This is a genomic window from Streptomyces sp. NBC_01478 (genome assembly GCF_036227225.1).
GTDB lineage: Bacteria > Actinomycetota > Actinomycetes > Streptomycetales > Streptomycetaceae > Streptomyces.
On the sequence record NZ_CP109444.1, the window covers coordinates 1,562,710 to 1,581,496 of the forward strand.

Genomic DNA, 18,787 nt, shown 5'->3' on the forward strand with positions numbered 1-18,787 from the left:
GGTCAGCCTAGGGCAACCCGCTGCTTCAGGATCGCGAGAACGCGCTCGCACCAGCGCAGGTTCTCCTCCTCGAAGGCGATCCCGGCCATCAGCGTGAGATACGGCCCGACGCGATCGGCGTCCCGGAGGTACTCCTCCTCGGTCCGGCCGCCGAGGAGACGGTCCCGTACGCGCTCGTAGCGGTCGAGCTTGCCGCGCGCCCACGACCTGCGCTCCTCGATCAGCTCACGGGTCACGGCGGGGTCGGTCCCGTCCATGGCCTGGATCTTGATGAGGAGTTCGTCGCGGATGGCGGTCGGTCGCCGGGGCGGCGCGGCGGCGAAGGTGTCGAGGTCGAGGCGGCCGGCCTCGGTGAGCGTGAACATCCTTTTGTTGGGCCTGCGTTCCTGCTGTACGACCCGTGCCGCGATCAGCCCGTCCTGGGCGAGGCGCTCCAGTTCGCGGTAGAGCTGCTGCGGTGTCGCGGGCCAGAAGTTCGCCAGCGACACGTCGAACACCTTCGCCAGCTCGTAGCCCGAGGCCTCCCCTTCCAGGAGGGCCGCGAGGACCGCGTACTTGAGGGACATGTGGACACGCTAACAGCCGTTGATTAGTCTCATCCACACCTACTCAACAAATTGACTATGAGGTGAGCCGATGCGTGCGTTCCGCGAGGCGGTCGAGGCGCAGGACATGGACGCCGTCGAGGCGCTGCTGGCCGAGGACGTGGTCTTCACCAGCCCGGTCGTGTTCAAGCCCTACCCCGGGAAGGCGATCACCGCGGCGATCCTGCACGCCGTCGCCCGGGTCTTCGAGGACTTCCGGTACGTACGGGAGATCGGCGACCCGGACGGCTCCGACCACGCGCTGGTGTTCGCCGCGCGGGTCGGTGACCGGGAGCTGACCGGCTGCGACTTCATCCATGTCAACGAGGCAGGATTGATCGACGAGTTGACGGTCATGGTCCGTCCGCTGTCGGGCGCCCAGGCTCTCCAGGCGGCCATGGCGGCGCAGTTCGAGACGATCGCCAAGGAGGCGGAGGCGCGGCTCGGGTGAGTACCGCGCCTCCGGCATGCCTCACCCGACGGTCAGCGTGAGCGCGCCGGTGTAGGTCAGGCCGGGCGTGATGGCCGTGGCCGTGCCGTCGACCGTCAGGGTGACCTTCTTGCCCCGGGGTGCCCTGACGGTCGCGTCGGCGGCGAGGGTGAGCCGGGTCAGGTACGAGGTGCCGGTGACCGTCCAGGCCGAGCCGCTGTTCAACTGCACGATCGCGCCGTTGTTGACGGCGGCCTGGGCGGTGTTGGTGACGATGCCCAGTTCGTAGAAGGTCGACGCGTCGATGCTGGAGACACGGTGCTTGGCCTGCGACGCGGAGATGACGCCCTCGACGCTCGTGTCCTCGAAGGTGAGGACCATGTTCTTGCCCTTGCGCATGCCGTTGTAGAAGTCGCCCTTGAGAGCGATGGAGTTGAAGGTGGCGGCTCCGTCGGTGGTGTGTACGGCGGTCGGGTCGAAGGTCGCGTCCTTCGTCGGGTCGCCGGTGGGCTCGGTGTAGACGCCGATGTTCATCATCTTGCCGTCGACGGGGACCGGGCCCGGGTCGTCCAGCTCGATCATCTGGAGGATGATCCCGTCGCGCGGGTTGAGCCGGGCGCCCTGGGAGCCGTCGACGCTGATCGTGGTCTGCTGGCCCTTGTTGAGGAAGGTGGCCCGGTCGGAGTTGATCACCGTGCCGCCGTCGAGGGTGAGTTGGCCGGTGCCGAAGAACATGTAGCCGAAGTGCCCCGAGTTCACGACAGTCCTGCGCACCGGGATCGACGCCAACTCGGCCTTGGACAGCCCGAGTTCGAGCTCGGTGTTGAGCGCGGCAACGGCTTCTCCGGTGCTGTCGCCGTAGTGCACGACCGCGGCCGGGCCCGCGATGATGGTGGCGTAGCTGCCGACGTCGAGCCGGGAGCCGAGCACGCGTACGGTCGCGTCGCCGATGGCGTAGGTGCCGTAGCCGTACTCCCCCGTGTTGCCGAAGTGGCTGTTGATCGCGGTCAGTTTGAGTCCGCTGCCGCCCTCGACCGACAGGGCACCCCAAGTCTCGGAGAACACGGTCGAGTTGAGGTAGGTGGCCTTGCTGTTCGCGCCGATGAGGTTGGTGGCGCGGACGTTGCCGTCGAGGCCGAGCATCCAGGGCACGGACTCCATGTACGGCGTCTCCACGGTGGCCTGGTAGTCGGCGGGCAGTACGCCGTTGCGAGCGCGGAGGACGGAGTCCTTGACGATGACGTTGGCGCCGTCGTTCGCGATGACGGCGGTGCGGACGACTCCCTTGGTGTCGATCCGGGCGCCGTCCACGACCAGCGCGGTCGAGGAACCGTCGCCGACGACGGCGGCGCCGTAGCCCGCGAAGTCGCAACGGCCGTTGCCCGTAAGGGAGATGGTGGGCCGGTCGAGCGTGTAGGTGGCGTCCTGGACGTACACGCCGTCGAAGCACTCGCCGGTCGAGGTGATCGACACGTTCCTGGCGTAGGCGTCGGTGAGCTTGCCGCCGAGGACGGCCGCGAGGACGGACTTGTCCTTGACCACGCCGTCGCCGTCGACGTACACCGCCTGCCGGAACGGGAAGGTGAGCGTCTGGTACGTCACCTCGTTGGCCCCGGCGACGGTCAGGACGACGTCGCCCCGGTAGGTGCCGGCCTGGATCAGGGTGGCCGTTCCGCCGGTGCCGGTGAGCAGTTGGCCGGTCTCCACCCCGTCGACGGTCAGCGAGAGGCTGGAGCCGTCCGGGGCGACGATCGTGCCACCGTCGGCGATGGACAGCTCGCTCACGCGGGTGGTCGCGGCGACCGTGTACGTCTCACCGGATCCGACCGAGATCCGCTTGCCCGAAGCCTTCGTGGCCGTGGCGGCCGTCGGCGCGGCGGTGGCGGAGACCGCCGGCACCAGTACGGCTCCGGCCGTGGCGGTACCGGCGATCAGGACCGAGCGTCGGGTGATCAGCGTCATTGCTTGCCTTCCCAGGGATCGATGCGCCGTTGCGCAGTGTGACCGGCCGGCCGTCGAACGCGGGGTGCGGACGGGCCCGGCGGAGGCACCGAAGGTGCGCACGAGGGAGTGAAGCAGCCACGAGAACCAGGGAATAGGCGGGCGGCACACACATATGGGAGTCCGATGCCTCGGATCACGCCGACCATTTCATGGCCGTCACACAGAGTCGTCATAGCGGGTGGCCGCGCCCGGACACGACGGTGAGGCGGGCGGCTCGCGCGCCGTCCACCTCACCGTTTCCCGCCCGCTCCGCCGCTACGCCGGGGCGATCATCCCCGCCGACAGGTCGATGTCGGCCCCGCACAGGCCGGGCATCGCGAGCATCGCCACCAGTGCCTGGGCGACCTCGTGTTCCTCGACGAGCCGGCCGAGGGCGGCCCGGGAGGCGAAGTCGCGTTCGGCCTCGGCGACCGTGCAGCCGGTCAGTTCGGCGGTGAGCTTGAAGTTGCGGTCCATGCGCGGTCCCCGAACCGGGCCCGGGGAAAGGGAGTTGACCGCGATCCCCCGCGGGCCGACCTCCCCGGCGAGGGTCCGGGTCAGGCCGAGCAGCGCCATCTTGGAGGCGGTGTACGGGGTGCGGTTGAGCAGCGGGCGCTTGCCGCTGACCGAGGCGACGTTGACGATGTCACCGCGCCCGGCCGCGAGCATCGGCGGCAGGAAGGCCCGGCACATCAGATACACGCCCCGGACGTTGGCGGCGAAGACGTCGTCCCACTCGTCCGGCTCGATGTCGACGAGCGGGCGGACCGGGCCCGCGACTCCGGCGTTGTTGACGAGCAACGACACGTTCTCGTCGGCGAGTTGAGCGGCCAGTGCGTCGACGGCCGACGGGTCGGAGACGTCGCAGGAGGCCGTGCGGGCCTGTCCGCCGTCCTTCTCCACCTGTGCCGCCGACTCCGCGAGCGCCGACTCGTTGCGGCCGACCAGGATCACCCGGGCCCCGGAGTCCGCGAGGGCCCGCGCGAAGGCACGCCCCAGCGGTCCACCGCCGCCCGTGACCAGTGCCGTCCGGCCGTCGAGGGCCCTGCGGTGTTCCGGGGCCGTGCCGTGTTCCGAGGTCACGGGGTGTTCCAGGGCAGTTCGTCGCCCGCGGCCTTCGCGGCGCGTACGTCACCGGAGCGCGCGTGTCCCTCGAACAGCTCGACGCGGGCGGCCCGTCCGCACAGCCTGCCGAGCAGCGCCTGGGAGTCGGTGTCGGTGACCTCCTGATAGGTCACCGTCTTGAGGTACTTCCCCACCCACAGGCCGCCGGTGTAGCGCGCGGCACCACGTGTGGGCAGCACATGATTCGTGCCGATGACCTTGTCGCCGAACGACACACAGGTGCCCTCGCCCAGGAACAGGGCGCCGTACTGGGTCATCCGCTCCAGCGCGAGACGCGGTTCGGCGGTCAGCACCTCGACATGCTCGAAGGCGAACGCGTCGGCCAGGGCGTACAGCTCGTCGAGGGTGTCCACGACATGCACCTGGCCGTGCTCGCGCCAGGCGGGCCCGGCGAAGTCGCGGGTGGGCATGCCGGGCAGGAGGCGTTCCACCTCGGCGACAGTCTTCTCGGCGACCTCGCGGGAGGTGGTGATGAGGACGGCCGGGGAGTCCGGGCCGTGCTCGGCCTGGGAGAGCAGGTCCACTGCGCACACGAACGGGTCGGCGTGCTCGTCGGCGAGGACGAGGATCTCGGTCGGCCCGGCGAAGAGGTCGATGCCGACCTCCCCGAACAACTGCCGCTTCGCCTCGGCGACATAGGCGTTGCCGGGCCCGGCGATCAGATTCACCGGCCGCATCGTGTCCGTCCCGACGGACATGGCGGCCACCGCCTGCACTCCCCCGAGCAGCCAGATCTCGTCGGCGCCCGCGAGATGCATGGCGGCGACGGTGGCGGCCGGGATCTCCCCGTGGATGGGCGGCGTACAGGCGACGACCCGGGGCACGCCCGCGACCTTGGCGGTGACGATGGTCATGTGGGCGGAGGCGGTGAGCGGGTAGCGGCCGCCGGGGATGTACGCGCCCGCCGCCTGTACCGGGATGTGCTTCTGCCCGAGCCGCACGCCCGGCAGGGTCTCCACCTCGAACTCCCGCAAGGAGTCGAGCTGATGGCGGGCGAAGGTGCGCACCTGCTCCTGGACGAAGCGGATGTCGTCGATGACCTGCTGCGGTACCGACGCGACGATCTTCTCGACCTCCTCGTCCGTCAGCCGGAAGGAGTCGGGGCTCCACTTGTCGAACTTCTCGGAGTAGGCGCGCACGGCCTCGTCACCGCGCGCACGGATGTCCGCGATGACGCCGGTCACGGTCTCGCGCACCTGGTCGAGGGAGGCGGTCACCTCTGACTTGGGCACGGCGTGCTTCAGGATCGTTGCCACAACTGCGGCCTTTCTGCGGGTGGTTCGCGACAAAGGGGGTGTCGGACGGGAGGTGTCAGACGGGGGGCGCCACGAACAGCACGTCGGGGTCGTTGAACTGCTCTTTGGCGACCGACTCGCTCATCGGGTCGGCGGTGCCCCACTGGTCCTGGGTGATCGGGTCGTCGACGTCATGGCGGCCCGGGTGCCACAAGTCCTCTTCGAGGACGGCGAGTTCGGTCGTGTACTCGACGGTGTTGCCGTGCGGGTCGTGGAAGTAGGAGAAGGTGTTGTCACCGGCGAGATGCCGGCCGGGCCCCCAGGTGAGCCGGGTACCGGCGCGCAGCGCCCGCCCGGTGCCGCGCATGTACTCCTCGACCCCGCGCATCTCGAACGAGGCGTGGTGCAGGGAGACATGGGGTCCCCGGGCGATCGCGAACGAGTGGTGGAGCGGGCTGCACCGCAGGAAGTACATGAGGTCGCCCATGTGCGTGGAGTACAGGGTGTCGGTGAGCCGGAACCCGAGGTGCTGGACGTAGAAGTTCCGTAGCCCTTCCGGGTCCTGGGAGTTGACCACACAGTGCGAGAGCCGCACCGGGATCGCCTCACGCTCCTCGATCTTGCGGTGAGCGCGGGTGGCGACGTCCGCCGAGACCTCGACGACCCGCCCGTCCGGGTCGAAGAACCGGAAGCCGTAGCCACCACCCGGCGTATCCAACACCCCTGGCTCACCAAGGAGTTGAACCCCGGCCCGCCCCAGCCTCCCGTGCAACTCGTCGACGGCGCCCGGCGATACGGCCCCGAAGGCGACCAGGTCCATCCGCTTCCGTTCGTCCTCGCGGATGCGGACGATGTACTGCTCGGGGCTGCCCTCGGCGGCGAAGAAGGCGACCCCGCTGTCGCCCGCGACCTCGGTCAGGCCCCAGGTGGTGCCGTAGAAGGCGCGCTGGCGGGCGAAGTCCGGTACGGCCAGGTCGACATGGCGCAGATGGGTGATGGGCTGGAAGGTCACTGTCCGCTCCTGACGGTGTTGCGCTGGTGGCCCAGGCCGGTGATCTCGGACTCGACGACGTCGCCGGGCTTCAGGAAGACACCCCAGTGCGCGCCGTTGCCGGCCGGGGAGCCGGTGAGCAGCAGGTCGCCGGGGCGCAGGGTGGTGGTCGTGGAGACGTACGCGATGAGCCGGGGGATGTCGAAGATCATGTCCTTCGTCGACTCGTCCTGCCGTACAACTCCGTTGTGGCGCAAGGTGATCCGCAGGTCGCCGGGGTCACCGACGAAGGCCGCCGGTACGAGGAAGGGCCCGGTCGGCAGGAAGGTGTCGGCGTTCTTGGCGGTGAACCAATCGGTGCCGATGGCCTTGAGGTCGGGCCGGTAGAGGCGGTCCCGGGTGGTGAGGTCGTTCGAGATCGTGTAGCCGGCGACGTGGTCCATCGCTTCCCCGGCCGGGATGTTCTTGCCCGACTTCCCTATGACCAGGGCGAGTTCGAGTTCCCAGTCGTGCTGTTCGCCGAGCGCGGGGAGCACGATGTCGTCGTAGGGGCCGGAGATCGCACGCGGGGAGCCGAGGAAGACGTACGGCACTCCGTTGCGGGCGCGTTCGTCCATCATCAGCTCGGCGTCCGCGCGGGCCTCTTCGGGGGTGGCGCCGTGCACGCTCTCCTTCTCGGCGGCGACCAGATCGACCACGTGCTTGCGGTAGTTGGCGCCGCTCTGCAGGATCTGGCCGGGTTCGAGGGGGGTGAGGACGCGCAGTGCGGCCAGGTCGTGCCAGGTGCCCGCCGCCGAGGTGGCGAGGTCCCCGAGGCTGGGCAGCCAGGTCTCCCAGTCCTCGACGAGCGCGCGGACGGAGGGCACCAGATCGGAGAGGTCGCGCACGCGGGAACCGGTGACGAGGCCCGGGAAGCCCCCCTCACCGGAAGCGAACGTGCCGAGCGCGAAAGGTCCGGCATGGGTGGGCAGTGGATCGGGCACGGCGCTCTCCTCGTACGGGTGGGGGCTCGCCCTCGACGCTAGGCAGCCCGGGGACCCGGCGGAAATGGCGATCCGCGATGCCTGCCATCACCGGCCGCGTGGGCCCTCAACCGGGGCTCCATCGCCGTACGGGATGCATGACGTCCCCCTTGGCGATGCCTCGATCCGTTGACCCTGCGTCGGCCGCCCACGCAGGCTCGGAGCACCCACTTTCCCGAGGAGAAGAACGTGATAGTCGAGCATGCCGAGCTGACCGTCGAGGCGGGGCGTGAGCGGGAGTTCGCGGAGGTGTTCGGCAAGGCCCGTGAGGTGCTGGCCGAGGCTGACGGGTTCCGCTGGGCCGAGTTGCTGCGCGGTGCGGAGCGGCCGGCGACCTTTCTGCTGCTGGTCGGCTGGGAGTCCGTCGAGGCACACACGGTCGGTTTCCGGGAGTCCGAGGCCTTCGGGCGCTGGCGGGCCCTGGTCGGACCGTTCTTCGCCGCGCCGCCGGCCGTCGAGCACTTCCACGAACTCGACGCCCGCTTCTCGGGCTGACCCCCACTTCTGTCTACGTTCGCAAGGATCGCCCATGCCCGTACAAAAGGTGCTCGTCGTCGGCGGCGGCATCACCGGAAGCGTGCTGTGTCTCGCGCTCGCCCAGCGGGGCGTCGAGGTGGAGCTCGCCGAGATCTCTCCGCAGTGGTTCGGTGTGGGCCATGGCATCACGATTCAGGGGAACGCGCTCAAGGCGCTGCGTTCCGTGGGTGTCCTGGACCGGGTGCTGGCCCGGGCGGTGCCGTTCGACATCATGCGGCTGCGCCGGGCCGACGGCGGGCTGATCACCGAGTTGAACACGCCGCACACCGGCGGGCCCGAACTGCCTTCCACGGCAGGTGCGTTGCGCTCGGATCTGCAGGACGCGCTGTGCGACGCGGTGCGTGCGCACGGGGTGCGGGTCCGCCTCAGGTTGAGCGTGGACCGGCTCGACCAGTCGCCCGACCACGTGGACGTGGCCTTCACGGACGGTACGACCGGTCGCTACGACCTCGTCGTGGGCGCCGACGGCATCAACTCGGCGATGCGCGCGCTGATCGGCATCGACGCGAAGCCCCGTCCCGTCGGCATGTCGATCTTCCGGGTCGTCGCCGACCGTCCGGCCGAGATGGACTGCGCCGAGGTGTACTACGGCGGCCCCCGCTTCAAGGCCGGCTACAGCCCGATCTCCCCCGACCAGTGCTACGCCTACCTCCTCGACGAGAACCTCGACACCACCCTGATCGGCCCCCGCGCCCCGCTCGCCCTGCTGCGCGAACGCGGCGCCGGGTACGGCGGCACCTGGGGCAGGATCCTCGCCTCGCTGCCCGACGACACGGCGGTCGACTACCGCTGGATCGAGGCGATCCTCGTCGACGAGCCCTGGCACCGGGGCCGCGCGATGGTCATCGGCGACGCGGCGCACGCCTGTCCGCCGCTGATCGCGCAGGGTGCGGCGATGTGCATGGAGGACGCGGTGCTGCTCGCGGAGCTGGTGACGGCGGACGAGCCGACGGAGAAGGCCCTGGACCGCTTCATGGACCGGCGGCTGCCCCGGGTGCGGATGGTCCTGGAGAACTCGCTCCAGCTCGCCGACTGGGAGATCCACCCCGGCACACCGGGCGCCGACCCGGCCCGCATCATGTCCGAGACGCTCGACAACCTGACGGCCGCCGCATGACCGGCTCACCCGTGGTCGACTTCCACGGCCACCTCGCCGTCCCGGCCGCCGACGCCCTGGTCGCGGGCACCCCGGGTCTCGCCGCCGAACTCGCGGCCGAGCAGCGCGCCCACTCCCCCGCGTCCCTGGCCGTCAACCGTGCCCAACTCCAGCGTCTGGCACCCCGGTTGACGGACGTCAGCACCCGCCTCGCGGACCTAGACGCGATGGGCGTCGACATTCAAGTGGTCGGCCCGATGCCGATGCACCACTACTGGGCGGACCCCGACCTCGCGATCCAACTCGCCCGCACCGTCAACGCGGTCGTCGCCGCGCACTGCGCCGACGCACCCGACCGGTTGTACGGCCTGGGCACGGTCCCGCTCCAACACCCGGACCTCGCGGTCGCGTTGCTCGACCGGGCGGTCAACGACCACGGCCTGTACGGCATCAGCGTCTCCACGACGGTCGACGGCCGCGAACTCGCCGACCCCGCGCACGACGTGGTGTGGCAGCGGGCCGAGGAGCTGGGCGCGGTCGTCTTCGTGCACCCCTGGGGCTGCTCCCTCGGCGAGCGGCTGGCCACCAACTACCTGGGAAACACGGTCGGTCAGCCCGTCGAGACGACCGTCGCGCTCTCGCATCTCATCTTCACCGGTGTCCTCGACCGCTTCCCGCGCCTGAAGCTGGTGGCGGCGCACGGCGGTGGCTATCTGCCGACGTACATCGGCCGTTCGGACCACGCCTGGCAGGTACGTCAGGACGCGCGCGGCTGTGCCGAGTCGCCCAGCACCTATCTGCGGCGGATGTGGTTCGACGCGCTGGTGTACACCCCGGGCGCGCTGCGCCGGCTCGTCGAGGAGGTGGGCGCGGACCGGGTCGTCCTCGGTACCGACCATCCCTTCGACATGGGCGTCGACGACCCGGTGGCCCGGCTGGACGCGGCCGGGCTGGCCCCGGCCGACCGGGCCGCCGTCGCCGGGGGCAACGCCCTCGACCTGCTGCTGAAAGGACGTACGCGATGACCGCCGGTGCCCTCGGGCCGATCGAGGAGGAACTCGCCAAGGCCCGTTCCGCCTACCGCAATTGGGGCCGCTGGGGTGAGGACGACGTGCTGGGCACGCTGAACTTCATCGACGACGCGATCCGCGCCCACGCGGTGGGCCTGGTGCGGCGCGGGCGTTCCTTCTCGCTCGCCCAGGAGTTCAACGAGTCGGGCCCGCAGCGCGGTTTCCGCGGCCGCATCAACCCGGTGCACTACATGAAGGACACCGGTTCCGACGCGGCCGCCGGCACCCAGGGTTTCCCGCACGGCTTCGGCGGCGCCGACGACCACATCGTGATGCCCTTGCAGGCCTCCACCCAGTGGGACGGGCTGGGCCACATCTACGACAACAAGCAGGCGTGGAACGGCCGTCCGTGCACCATCGTCAATGGCGACGGCGACTCGGTCACCGGCATCGAGCACATGAGGGAGGCTTTCACCAGCCGCGGGGTCCTCCTCGACGTGGGCCGTGCGGTCGGTGACGAGCACGGTGAACTGCCGGACGGATTCCCTATCTTGGAGGAGCACCTGCGGGCCACGATAGAGGCGCAGGGCGCCACCAGCTCCGTACGACGCGGCGACCTCGTCCTGATCCGCACCGGGCAACTCGGCCGCGTACGACGCCACGGCGCGTGGGGCGGTTACGCGGCCGGTGACGCGCCCGGCCTCTCCTTCACCACCCTCGGCTGGCTGCACCGTACGGAGATCGCGGCGATCGCCTCCGACACCTGGGGACTCGAGGTGCGGCCGTACGAGTTCCCGCAGCCCGCGATGTCTCCGCTGCACCAGATAGCGATCCCCAACATGGGCCTGCCGTTGGGCGAGATGTGGGACCTGGAGGCACTGGCCGAGGACTGCGCGGCGGACGGTGTCTACGAGTTCCTGCTGGTCGCCGCGCCGCTGCCGGTCACCGGTGCGGTGGGCGCCCCCGTCAACCCGATCGCGATCAAGTGAGTACGAGCGTGAACCTCAACCGATTCTCCGGCACCCTCCACCTCCCCGACGACGAGGACTTCGAGACGGCGTGCTTCGGGCGGGTCTTCAACGCCCGCCGCCCGACCGACCGTTCACCGGCCGCCGTCCTGACGGCCGAGTCCGAGCAGGACGTCGTCGAAGGGGTACGGCTCGCCCTGGAGCGGGGCTGGCAGGTCGCCGTCCGTTCCGGCGGGCACAGTTGGGCCGCCTGGTCGGTGCGCCAGGACGCGCTGCTGATCGACCTCGGGGGCTTCCGCGAGATGGTGTACGACCCGGGGACCGGGATCGTGACGGCGACTCCCAGCGTCAAGGGCGGCGACGAACTCAACCCGTATCTCGGAGAGTTCGGCCGCTTCTTCAACGGCGGCCACTGCCCCTCCGTCGGCATCGGCGGCTTCCTGCTCCAGGGCGGGCAGGGCTGGAACGCGCGGGGCTGGGGCTGGGCGGCGGAGAACATCGTGGCGATCGATGTCGTCACCGCCGAGGGCGAGTTGGTGCGCGCCGACGAGACCCACCACAGCGACCTGTTCTGGGCGGCACGCGGCGCGGGCCCGGGCTTCTTCGGCATCGTGACGCGCTTCCACCTCCGCACCCGCCCGCTGCCGAGGTACCTCGGACACACCGTGCACGCGTATCCGCTCGACCTGTTCGACGAGGTCATGACCTGGCTGCACGGCATGCACCACACGGTCTCGGACCTGGTGGAGATCGTCGCGCTCACGCAGACTCCGCCCGACCTCGACGAACCGGTGCTGCTGGTCACGGGCGTGTCGATGACCGACACCGCCGAGCAGGCCGCCGAGGCGCTGGCGCCACTGCACGCCAACCCGTACGCGGACCGGGCCCTGTTCCGCGTCGAGGCCCAACAGACCACGTTCGCCGAGCAGTTGGCAGGGCAGCGCACCGCGAACCCCGAGGGTCACCGCTACCTGGTCGACAACGCCTGGCTGACCGGCCCCGCCGACGAGGTCGTCCCGGCGATCCGCAAGGCGTTCACCGAGCAGCCCACCCGGCAGACCTTCACCATCTGGTTCTCCATGGCCCCGCTGCGCCAACTCCCCGACATGGCCTTCTCGTTGCAGTCGGAGATCTACTGCGCCACGTACGTCATCCATGACGACCCCGCGCGGGACGACGAGCTGCGCGCCTGGCTGGACGGGGCGATGGCGGACATGCGGCCGGTCACCGCCGGCCAGTACCTCGGCGACTCCGACTTCACCGTGCGGCAGTTGAGGTTCATGGGCGACGAACAGTGGCGGCGGCTGCGGGAGATCCGGGCCGCCCGTGACCCCAAGGGGCTCTTCGCCGGTCATCTGAGCGCGGGGACCGTCACCAACACCAACCACTGGGAGCAGTGAGCGATGCGTTTCGCGACATACGAGTACGAGGGCGTGGAGCGCGCCGGGGTCGTCCGGGACGGGACCGTCCATCCGCTGCCCGAGGGAATCACCGTACTGACCCTGCTGGAACAGGAGGTCCTGCACGCGGCCGGCACCGAAGCGCTGCGCCGGCCAAGCGACTTGACGGTGGATCAGGTACGACTGCTGCCGCCGCTGAAGCCGCCGTCCATCCGGGACTTCGTCGGTTTCGAGGCGCACATCGAAGGGGTCTCGAAGTCCCTGGACGGCCTGGAGCACGTGCCCGAGGAGTGGTACCGGGCGCCCAACTTCTACTTCACCAACCCCCATGCGGCGTACGGCGCACACGACGAGGTGCCGGTCCCGGCAGGTTGCTCGGTGCTCGACTTCGAGTTGGAGGTCGGGGTCGTCATCGGCCGCAGCGGGTGTGATCTCACGCCGGAGCAGGCGCGCGAGCACATCGTCGGCTATCTGGTTTTCAACGACTGGTCGGCGCGGGATCTGCAGAAGCCGGAGAAGAACCTCGGGCTCGGCTTCTCCAAGGGCAAGGACTTCGCGAACACGCTGGGCCCCTGTCTGGTCACCGCCGACGAGGTCGAGGACCGGCGCGACCCGGACGGCTTCCTGGACCTGGAGATGACGGTCACCCTCAACGGCGAGCTGATCGGCCGCGACACCCTCGCCAACGTGTCCTGGACCTTCGAGGAGATGATCGCCTACGCCTCCCGGGACGCCTGGGTGCGCCCCGGGGACATCCTCGGCTCGGGCACCTGCGGCTGGGGCGCACTGGCCGAGTTCTGGGGCCGGGTCGGCGAGCGCACCCCGCCACCGCTCAAACCCGGCGACGAGGTGACCCTCGCGGTGGAGCGCCTCGGCACTCTCTCCAACCGCGTGGTGCCCGGCCGTACGGACGTGTACCTGCCGCGGGCCCGCAAGCGCGGCCGGACGCCGAGGCCGTAGCCCCGCCCGTCGGCAGGCCTTCCGACCTGCACGCATCCGGGGATCCGATGGCAGCTATCGGATCCCTGTGACTTCCCTCCCGGCCCCTTCCTCGGCGGGGAGGCGGTCGTTACGCTCCGGTTTCACCGAGCTTCAACGACGCGGCCGGAAGGACACACGCATGGGTCTGGGAGCAATCGACCTGAATCTTCTGGTGGCTCTGGAAGCCCTCCTGGAGGAGAAGAACGTCACCCACGCGGGGGTGCGGCTGTCCACCAGCCAGTCCGCGATGAGCGGCTCCCTGGCCCGGCTGCGGCGGCACTTCAACGACGAACTGCTGGTGCGGGTCGGTCGCGAGTACGAGCTGACCCCGCTCGCGGAGCGGCTGCTTCCGGTCGTCCGGTCCTCCCTGCACAAGGCGGAGGAGGCGCTGTCGCTGACCAGGCACTTCGACCCGTCGCGCAGTCGGCAGCGGTTCTCGGTCGTGATGTCCGACTACGTCATGACGGTGTTCGTGGAGCCCCTGCTGCGGGCCCTCGCACAGGAGGCTCCGGGCATCCGTATCGACTTCCACCCGATCGTCATCGGGCAGTTGGAGACCGAGACCCATCTGCGCTGCCACGACCTGATGATCGTGCCGCTCGGCTACCAACTGCCCGGTGTCAGCGAGGCCGTGATGCACGACCGGTTCGTGTGCCTCGTCGACCCGGACAACCCTCGCCTGGTGGACGGGCGGCTCTCGCTGCGCGACCTCGCTGAGATGCCCCACGCGGCCTGCGCCGTCGGCAAACTCACGCCCGCGGACCGGCAGTTGGAGACCCTCGGCATCACACCCCGGGTACAGGTCAGTACGCCGGGCTTCAACGTGCTGCCGTTCCTGGTGGGCGGTACCGACCTGGTCGCCGTGGTCCCCGAGCGGCTGGCCCGGCGCTACGAGGGCTTCGCGCGCTGCGTCGTCGTACCGACGCCCTTCCCGGACGTACCGCTGGTGGAGGCCATGTACTGGCACCACAACCGGCACGCGGACCCGGCGCACCGCTGGCTGCGGGAGACGGTCCGCGAGGTGGGGGCGTCGCTGGACGGCCCGGTGGTGCGGGAGATCGTCGGGGCGGATGCCACCCATGCCGATCGTGCGTTTCCGGAGCTGACCCCGGCTTCCTAGCGTGGACGGGAGACAGCCCGCACCCCCTGGAGGAACCGTGAGCCGCACGCGTCTGGCCGGTCGTACCGTCGTCGTCACCGGGGCCGCGCAGGGCCAGGGGGCCGCCGAGGTGGCGGCCGCGGCCCGGGAGGGGGCGACGGTGGTCGCGACCGACGTCCTGGACGAGGCGGGCGAGAAGCTCGCCGCGTCCCTGCGCGCCGACGGCCTCGACGTCACCTATCGGCACCTGGACGTGTCGTCCGAGGACGACTGGGCGGACCTCGCGGCCTCCCTCACGGACGTGCACGGCCTGGTCAACAACGCGGGCATTCCCATGCGTGCCCGTCTTGGCGACGTCCAACTCGCCGACTGGAACCGGGCGTTCGCGGTCAACACCACGGGCGCCCTGCTCGGCATCCAGGCCCTCGCCCCGCTGATGCCGGCCGGTTCGTCCATCGTGAACGTCGGCTCGGTCGCGGGTCTCACCGCGCATCACGCGGTCGCGTACACCGCGAGCAAGTGGGCGCTGCGCGGCCTGTCGAAGGTGGCCGCGCTGGAGCTGGCGCCGCGCGGCATCCGTACGAACGTGATCCACCCCGGCTATATCGAGACCCCGTTGATGGCGTCCGCGAACCCGGTGTTCGTCCAGGCCCACCTGTCGCTGACCCCGCAGGGCCGGGCGGGCACGGTGGACGAGGTGGCGCCGCTGGTCGTCTATCTGCTGTCGGACGAGGCGTCGTACGTCAACGGCGCGGAGATCACGGTCGACGGCGGGTACGCGGCGCACGGCGGGGTGAAGGCGATCACGAACGCCCTCGACGCCACGTGACGGCCGGCGCCCCGGTCGGCACCGGCCGTCGTGGGTAAGGGCTGAGGCCCTACTGATCGGTGCGGTCGGTGCGGAGGTTGGCGGTCAGCCGGTTGATGCTTTTGACCGCGAGTTCGGCGAAGTTCGAGCGGGCGACGATGGCGGTCGTCTCGCCGTGCCGTCGGACGCTGCGCAGGTCGCGCTGTACCTGGCGCGAGAGCTGGTGGAGTTCGCGCTGGGCGGTGGCGAGCCGCTGCTCGGCGGCGGTCCGGGCCTGTCGGTGCTCCCGTCGGGTGCGGGGAGTGCCGGTGCTGTCGGACGAGGTCTCCGTGGGCATGTCGGTGCTCGCTTCCGTGGTGGTGGGTCGCGCCGCCGCGAGGGGGTGGACGCCGACGGTCTCCAAATAGGCTTCTACGGCGGGGAGTTCGGCGGTGTCGAGCACGGCGGCGACATACCCGTCCGGGCGGACGAGCACCCACTGCTCGGCGGACAGTCCGTAGGCGCTCTGGACGCGGTCGCCGCTGTCGACGATGTCGCCCCGGGTGCCGATGGTGTGGATGTGCAGGCCGGGGCGCGGCGCCGGGGCCGAGGCCTCGTCGACGTCGTGGCCGAGGAGGGTCCAGTGGGGTCCTTGGAACAGGCTGAACAGGCGGGTGGGGAGGCCGCCCGCGCCGGTGACGGGCGCGTCGGGCGCGCGGTCGCCGGCCAGTACGCCCTTGTCGCGCCCTGAAGTGTGCAGCGACAGGGACGAGTTCAGATAGCCGAGGTCGAGCTGACTGACCTCGCGGCCCCGGTGGATGTCGCGGTTCTTGGCCGCTTCGAGCAGTTGCTCGGACAGGCCGAGGACGGCTTGGGCGATGGGCCGGCGTTCCTGCTCGTACGTCTCCAGCAGGGATTCCGGGGCGCCGTCGAGCACGGCGGCGAGCTTCCAGCCGAGGTTGTAGGCGTCCTGGACACTGGTGTTGAGGCCCTGTCCGCCGGTCGGCGGGTGGCAGTGCGCCGCGTCCCCGGTGAGGAACACGCGCCCCCGTCGATAGGTGTCGGCCAGCCGGGCGTTCATCTGGAACGCGGACGCCCAGGACACGGAGCGGATCACGACGTCGTCGCGTCCGGTGCGTTCACGGAAGAAGGCGGTGAGTCCCTCGGCCGAGAGGTCCAGGTCGACGTCGAAGGGGACGGGGGCCTGGAGTTGGAACATGTCGGTGCCGTAGAGCGGGCACATCGACACCTGTCCGGCGGTGTCCTCGCCCCAGCGGTGCCAGGCGTCCGCCGAGACGCCGTCGACGTACACGTCGGCCACGATCGCCCGTACGCCGAGGGTCTTGCCGGGGAAGCCGATGTCGAGAGCCTTCCGGACGAAACTCGAACCGCCGTCGGCGCCGATCAAGTAGGCGGCCCGTACGGTCTGTTCGCCGTCCGGGGTGGCGATCCGCGCGGTCACGCCGTCGGCGTCCTGCTCGAAGCCGACGAGTTCGTGGCCGTAGTGCGGGGCATGGCCCAGCTCGGCGAGGCGTTCGCGCAGCCGGCGCTCGGTGAGGAACTGCGGGACGAGCAAGGCTATTTGGTACGGCTCCTCCGGTGTCGGCTCCGACATCTCCACGCCCACCTGGTCGATGGGCCCGTCGGCGGTGTAGACGCGCTGGACGGGATACTCACCGCCGGAGGCGACGATCCGGTCGATCACGCCGAGGTCCTCGAACACCTCTTGGCTGCGGGGCTGGATGCCCTTGCCGCGCGAACCGACGAACGGGTGCGGCGCCTTGTCGATCAGCAGGAAGGCGATGTTCCTGCGGGCGAGGTCGAGGGCGAGGGTCAGACCGGCCGCGCCGGTGCCGCAGATGATGACGTCGGTGTCTGTGGTGGGGGACATGGCTCCAGGCTCCTTGGGTAATTCCGGTACGAACTGCACGACGGTCGGGGCGAGTTCAGGGCACCAGGACGGTGCGTACGCCCGGGACCTCGGGCGCGTTCCAGGCGCTCTCGACGTCGGCGAGGGGTACTGCCTTGGCGGTGACCGCGATGCCGCCGTTCTCGATCTCCTCGACGAGGGACGGGAGTTCCTCCAGGTACGTCCTGGTCGACACCGCGCCCTGGCCGTTGCCCTGGAGCCGGAAGTTGGCCGAGCGCAGTGCCACTGACGGGAGTTCGATGGTGGGGCCGGCCATGGCGCCGATCTGGATCCAGTTCAGGGCGCGACCGCGGTCGGCGCGGGCCCGCAGCACCGCCATGATCGCGTCACCGGCGGGCTTGCCCCACAAGTAGTCGATGACCAGGTCGACTTCGGCGGCCTCCTTGGCCAGCGCCGTCGCGGTGGCGTCGGCGTCGTCGGTGAGCGCGACGGTCGCGTCCGCGCCGATTCCGGGCAGGGCCGCCAGCCGGGCCTGATCGCGTCCGGCGCCGACGACCCGCCCGGCACCGAGCCGCTTGGCGACCTGGACGGCCATCTGTCCGGCGTTGCCGGTGGCGCCGAGGATCAGCACCGACTGCCCCGCCTCGATCGGGACGCGGCGGCGCAGCGCCACCCAGGACGACATGGCGGGGTTCATCGCGGCGGCGATCTTCACGACGTCCGCGCCGTCGGGCAGCGGGATGCTGTGGCGGCTGTCGATGACGGTGCGGGTGGCCATCGGGCCGGCCAGTTCGTCGTCGGCGACGAAGTACACCAGCCGGCCGTCCGCACGCCGGCCGACCCCGTCGACTCCGGGGACCATCGGCAGCTTCCCGGTGCTGGTGTAGTGGCTGCCCGACGCACCGGTGCGGACTCGGGGGTGCAGGCCCACGGCGAGGACGTCGACGATTTCCTGGTCCTCGTCGGTCGGCGCGGGGAGGTCGAACGGCTCGTAGCGGGGCGGAGTGCCGAACGAGCTGACGACGGCGGCGTGGATGTCCATGGAAGCTCTCCTCGGATCGGATTCAGGGCGCAGGGCGCAGGGCGCGAAGAGTTAGTGGGTGCCACGAACGTTTTAGTACGTGACACCAATCAAATTAGTAGGTGCCACGTACCTTTGCAAGTAGAATCGGGAACATGACCTCACCGCGTGACACCGCGCCCCCCGCGACCGAGGACCTCGGCATGGTCGACGCCCTCGCCCAGTTGTCGTTCCTGGTGCAGAACGCGCTGGCCGAGATCGCCGGGGAGTACGACCTGTCGATCACCCAGACGCGGCTGCTCGGGATCCTGCGGGACCGGGAGCCGACGATGAACCAGCTCGGCCACCACCTCGGCCTCGACAAGTCCTCGATCACGGGCCTCGTCGACCGTGCACAGCGCCGGGGGCTGGTCACCCGCACGCCCAGCACCGTCGACCGCCGCTCGTTCCAGGTGTCGATCACCGACGCCGGCCGCCGGCTCACGGAGCAGGTCGCCGCCCGGTTCGCCGAGCGGATCGAGAGGTGTGTCGAGCCGCTTCCCGCAACCGACCGGAAGCGGCTGTCGCGGATGGCGACGCGGATCGTGACCGCCGACGCCCAGGACCGTGGCATCGACCTGCGCACCGATCCCCGCTGACCGGACTCCG

At 70.3% G+C, this 18,787-nt stretch carries 18 protein-coding genes; 10 read left to right on the forward strand and 8 right to left on the reverse strand.

Annotated elements, in window-relative coordinates; all coding sequences use genetic code 11:
* Nucleotides 1-2: 2 nt before the first annotated feature.
* A complete protein-coding gene (locus tag OG223_RS07075; protein WP_329243933.1) occupies nt 3-566 on the reverse strand; it encodes a PadR family transcriptional regulator in 564 nt (187 codons plus the stop codon).
* Nucleotides 567-636: 70 nt separating this feature from the next.
* Here OG223_RS07075 and OG223_RS07080 point away from each other — a divergent pair, with 70 nt between their 5' ends.
* Complete coding sequence (locus OG223_RS07080) at nt 637-1,035, forward strand: nuclear transport factor 2 family protein (RefSeq protein WP_329243935.1); 399 nt, start codon at nt 637-639, stop codon at nt 1,033-1,035.
* A 21-nt stretch (nt 1,036-1,056) separates the two neighbouring features.
* On the opposite strand, the gene OG223_RS07085 is transcribed toward OG223_RS07080, so the two are convergent.
* The 5 genes from OG223_RS07085 to OG223_RS07105 form a co-directional block, all read right to left on the reverse strand.
* The gene (locus OG223_RS07085; RefSeq protein WP_329243937.1) at nt 1,057-2,976 is read right to left on the reverse strand and encodes a hypothetical protein; all 1,920 of its coding nucleotides are present in this window, start codon (nt 2,974-2,976) and stop codon (nt 1,057-1,059) included.
* Nucleotides 2,977-3,273: 297 nt separating this feature from the next.
* A complete protein-coding gene (locus OG223_RS07090) occupies nt 3,274-4,080 on the reverse strand; it encodes an SDR family NAD(P)-dependent oxidoreductase (protein WP_329243941.1) in 807 nt (268 codons plus the stop codon).
* The gene (gene hisD, locus OG223_RS07095) at nt 4,077-5,378 is read right to left on the reverse strand and encodes a histidinol dehydrogenase (protein WP_329243945.1); all 1,302 of its coding nucleotides are present in this window, start codon (nt 5,376-5,378) and stop codon (nt 4,077-4,079) included. The genes OG223_RS07090 and hisD overlap by 4 nt, the downstream gene beginning before the upstream one ends.
* 55 nt (nt 5,379-5,433) lie before the next feature.
* Nucleotides 5,434-6,369: a VOC family protein gene (locus OG223_RS07100; RefSeq protein WP_329243948.1), complete on the reverse strand. Its 936-nt coding sequence runs from the start codon at nt 6,367-6,369 to the stop codon at nt 5,434-5,436.
* The gene (locus OG223_RS07105; protein WP_329243950.1) at nt 6,366-7,331 is read right to left on the reverse strand and encodes a fumarylacetoacetate hydrolase family protein; all 966 of its coding nucleotides are present in this window, start codon (nt 7,329-7,331) and stop codon (nt 6,366-6,368) included. Before OG223_RS07105 ends, OG223_RS07100 begins: the two co-directional genes overlap by 4 nt.
* Nucleotides 7,332-7,559: 228 nt before the next feature.
* On the opposite strand from OG223_RS07105, the gene OG223_RS07110 reads away from it, so the two are divergent.
* The 8 genes from OG223_RS07110 (at nt 7,560) to OG223_RS07145 (ending at nt 15,290) form a co-directional block, all read left to right on the forward strand.
* Complete coding sequence (locus OG223_RS07110) at nt 7,560-7,865, forward strand: antibiotic biosynthesis monooxygenase family protein (protein ID WP_329243953.1); 306 nt, start codon at nt 7,560-7,562, stop codon at nt 7,863-7,865.
* Between the two features lie 34 nt (nt 7,866-7,899).
* Entirely contained in the window at nt 7,900-9,024 is a 1,125-nt protein-coding gene (locus tag OG223_RS07115; RefSeq protein WP_329243956.1) for an FAD-dependent monooxygenase, read from the forward strand.
* Nucleotides 9,021-10,028: an amidohydrolase family protein gene (locus OG223_RS07120; RefSeq protein WP_329243959.1), complete on the forward strand. Its 1,008-nt coding sequence runs from the start codon at nt 9,021-9,023 to the stop codon at nt 10,026-10,028. The genes OG223_RS07115 and OG223_RS07120 overlap by 4 nt, the downstream gene beginning before the upstream one ends.
* A complete protein-coding gene (locus OG223_RS07125) occupies nt 10,025-11,002 on the forward strand; it encodes a cyclase family protein (RefSeq protein ID WP_329243962.1) in 978 nt (325 codons plus the stop codon). The genes OG223_RS07120 and OG223_RS07125 overlap by 4 nt, the downstream gene beginning before the upstream one ends.
* Before the next feature lie 8 nt (nt 11,003-11,010).
* The gene (locus tag OG223_RS07130) at nt 11,011-12,381 is read left to right on the forward strand and encodes an FAD-binding oxidoreductase (RefSeq protein ID WP_329243965.1); all 1,371 of its coding nucleotides are present in this window, start codon (nt 11,011-11,013) and stop codon (nt 12,379-12,381) included.
* A gap of 3 nt (nt 12,382-12,384) precedes the next feature.
* Nucleotides 12,385-13,341 (forward strand): fumarylacetoacetate hydrolase family protein, encoded by a 957-nt coding sequence (locus OG223_RS07135; RefSeq protein WP_329243968.1) that lies wholly within the window; start codon nt 12,385-12,387, stop codon nt 13,339-13,341.
* A 160-nt stretch (nt 13,342-13,501) separates the two neighbouring features.
* Entirely contained in the window at nt 13,502-14,482 is a 981-nt protein-coding gene (locus OG223_RS07140; RefSeq protein WP_329243970.1) for a LysR family transcriptional regulator, read from the forward strand.
* A 37-nt stretch (nt 14,483-14,519) separates the two neighbouring features.
* Nucleotides 14,520-15,290, forward strand: a complete 771-nt coding sequence (locus OG223_RS07145) for an SDR family NAD(P)-dependent oxidoreductase (RefSeq protein WP_329243973.1) — start codon at nt 14,520-14,522, stop codon at nt 15,288-15,290.
* A gap of 49 nt (nt 15,291-15,339) precedes the next feature.
* Here the strand turns inward: OG223_RS07145 and OG223_RS07150 are convergent, their stop codons facing one another.
* Nucleotides 15,340-17,139 (reverse strand): FAD-dependent oxidoreductase, encoded by a 1,800-nt coding sequence (locus tag OG223_RS07150; protein WP_329243976.1) that lies wholly within the window; start codon nt 17,137-17,139, stop codon nt 15,340-15,342.
* A 55-nt stretch (nt 17,140-17,194) separates the two neighbouring features.
* The gene (locus tag OG223_RS07155) at nt 17,195-18,160 is read right to left on the reverse strand and encodes a zinc-binding alcohol dehydrogenase family protein (protein ID WP_329243978.1); all 966 of its coding nucleotides are present in this window, start codon (nt 18,158-18,160) and stop codon (nt 17,195-17,197) included.
* 134 nt (nt 18,161-18,294) lie between these two features.
* Between OG223_RS07155 and OG223_RS07160 the strand changes: the two genes are divergently transcribed.
* Nucleotides 18,295-18,777, forward strand: coding sequence for a MarR family winged helix-turn-helix transcriptional regulator (locus OG223_RS07160; protein WP_329243980.1), 483 nt, complete (start codon nt 18,295-18,297; stop codon nt 18,775-18,777).
* Nucleotides 18,778-18,787 lie beyond the last annotated feature (10 nt).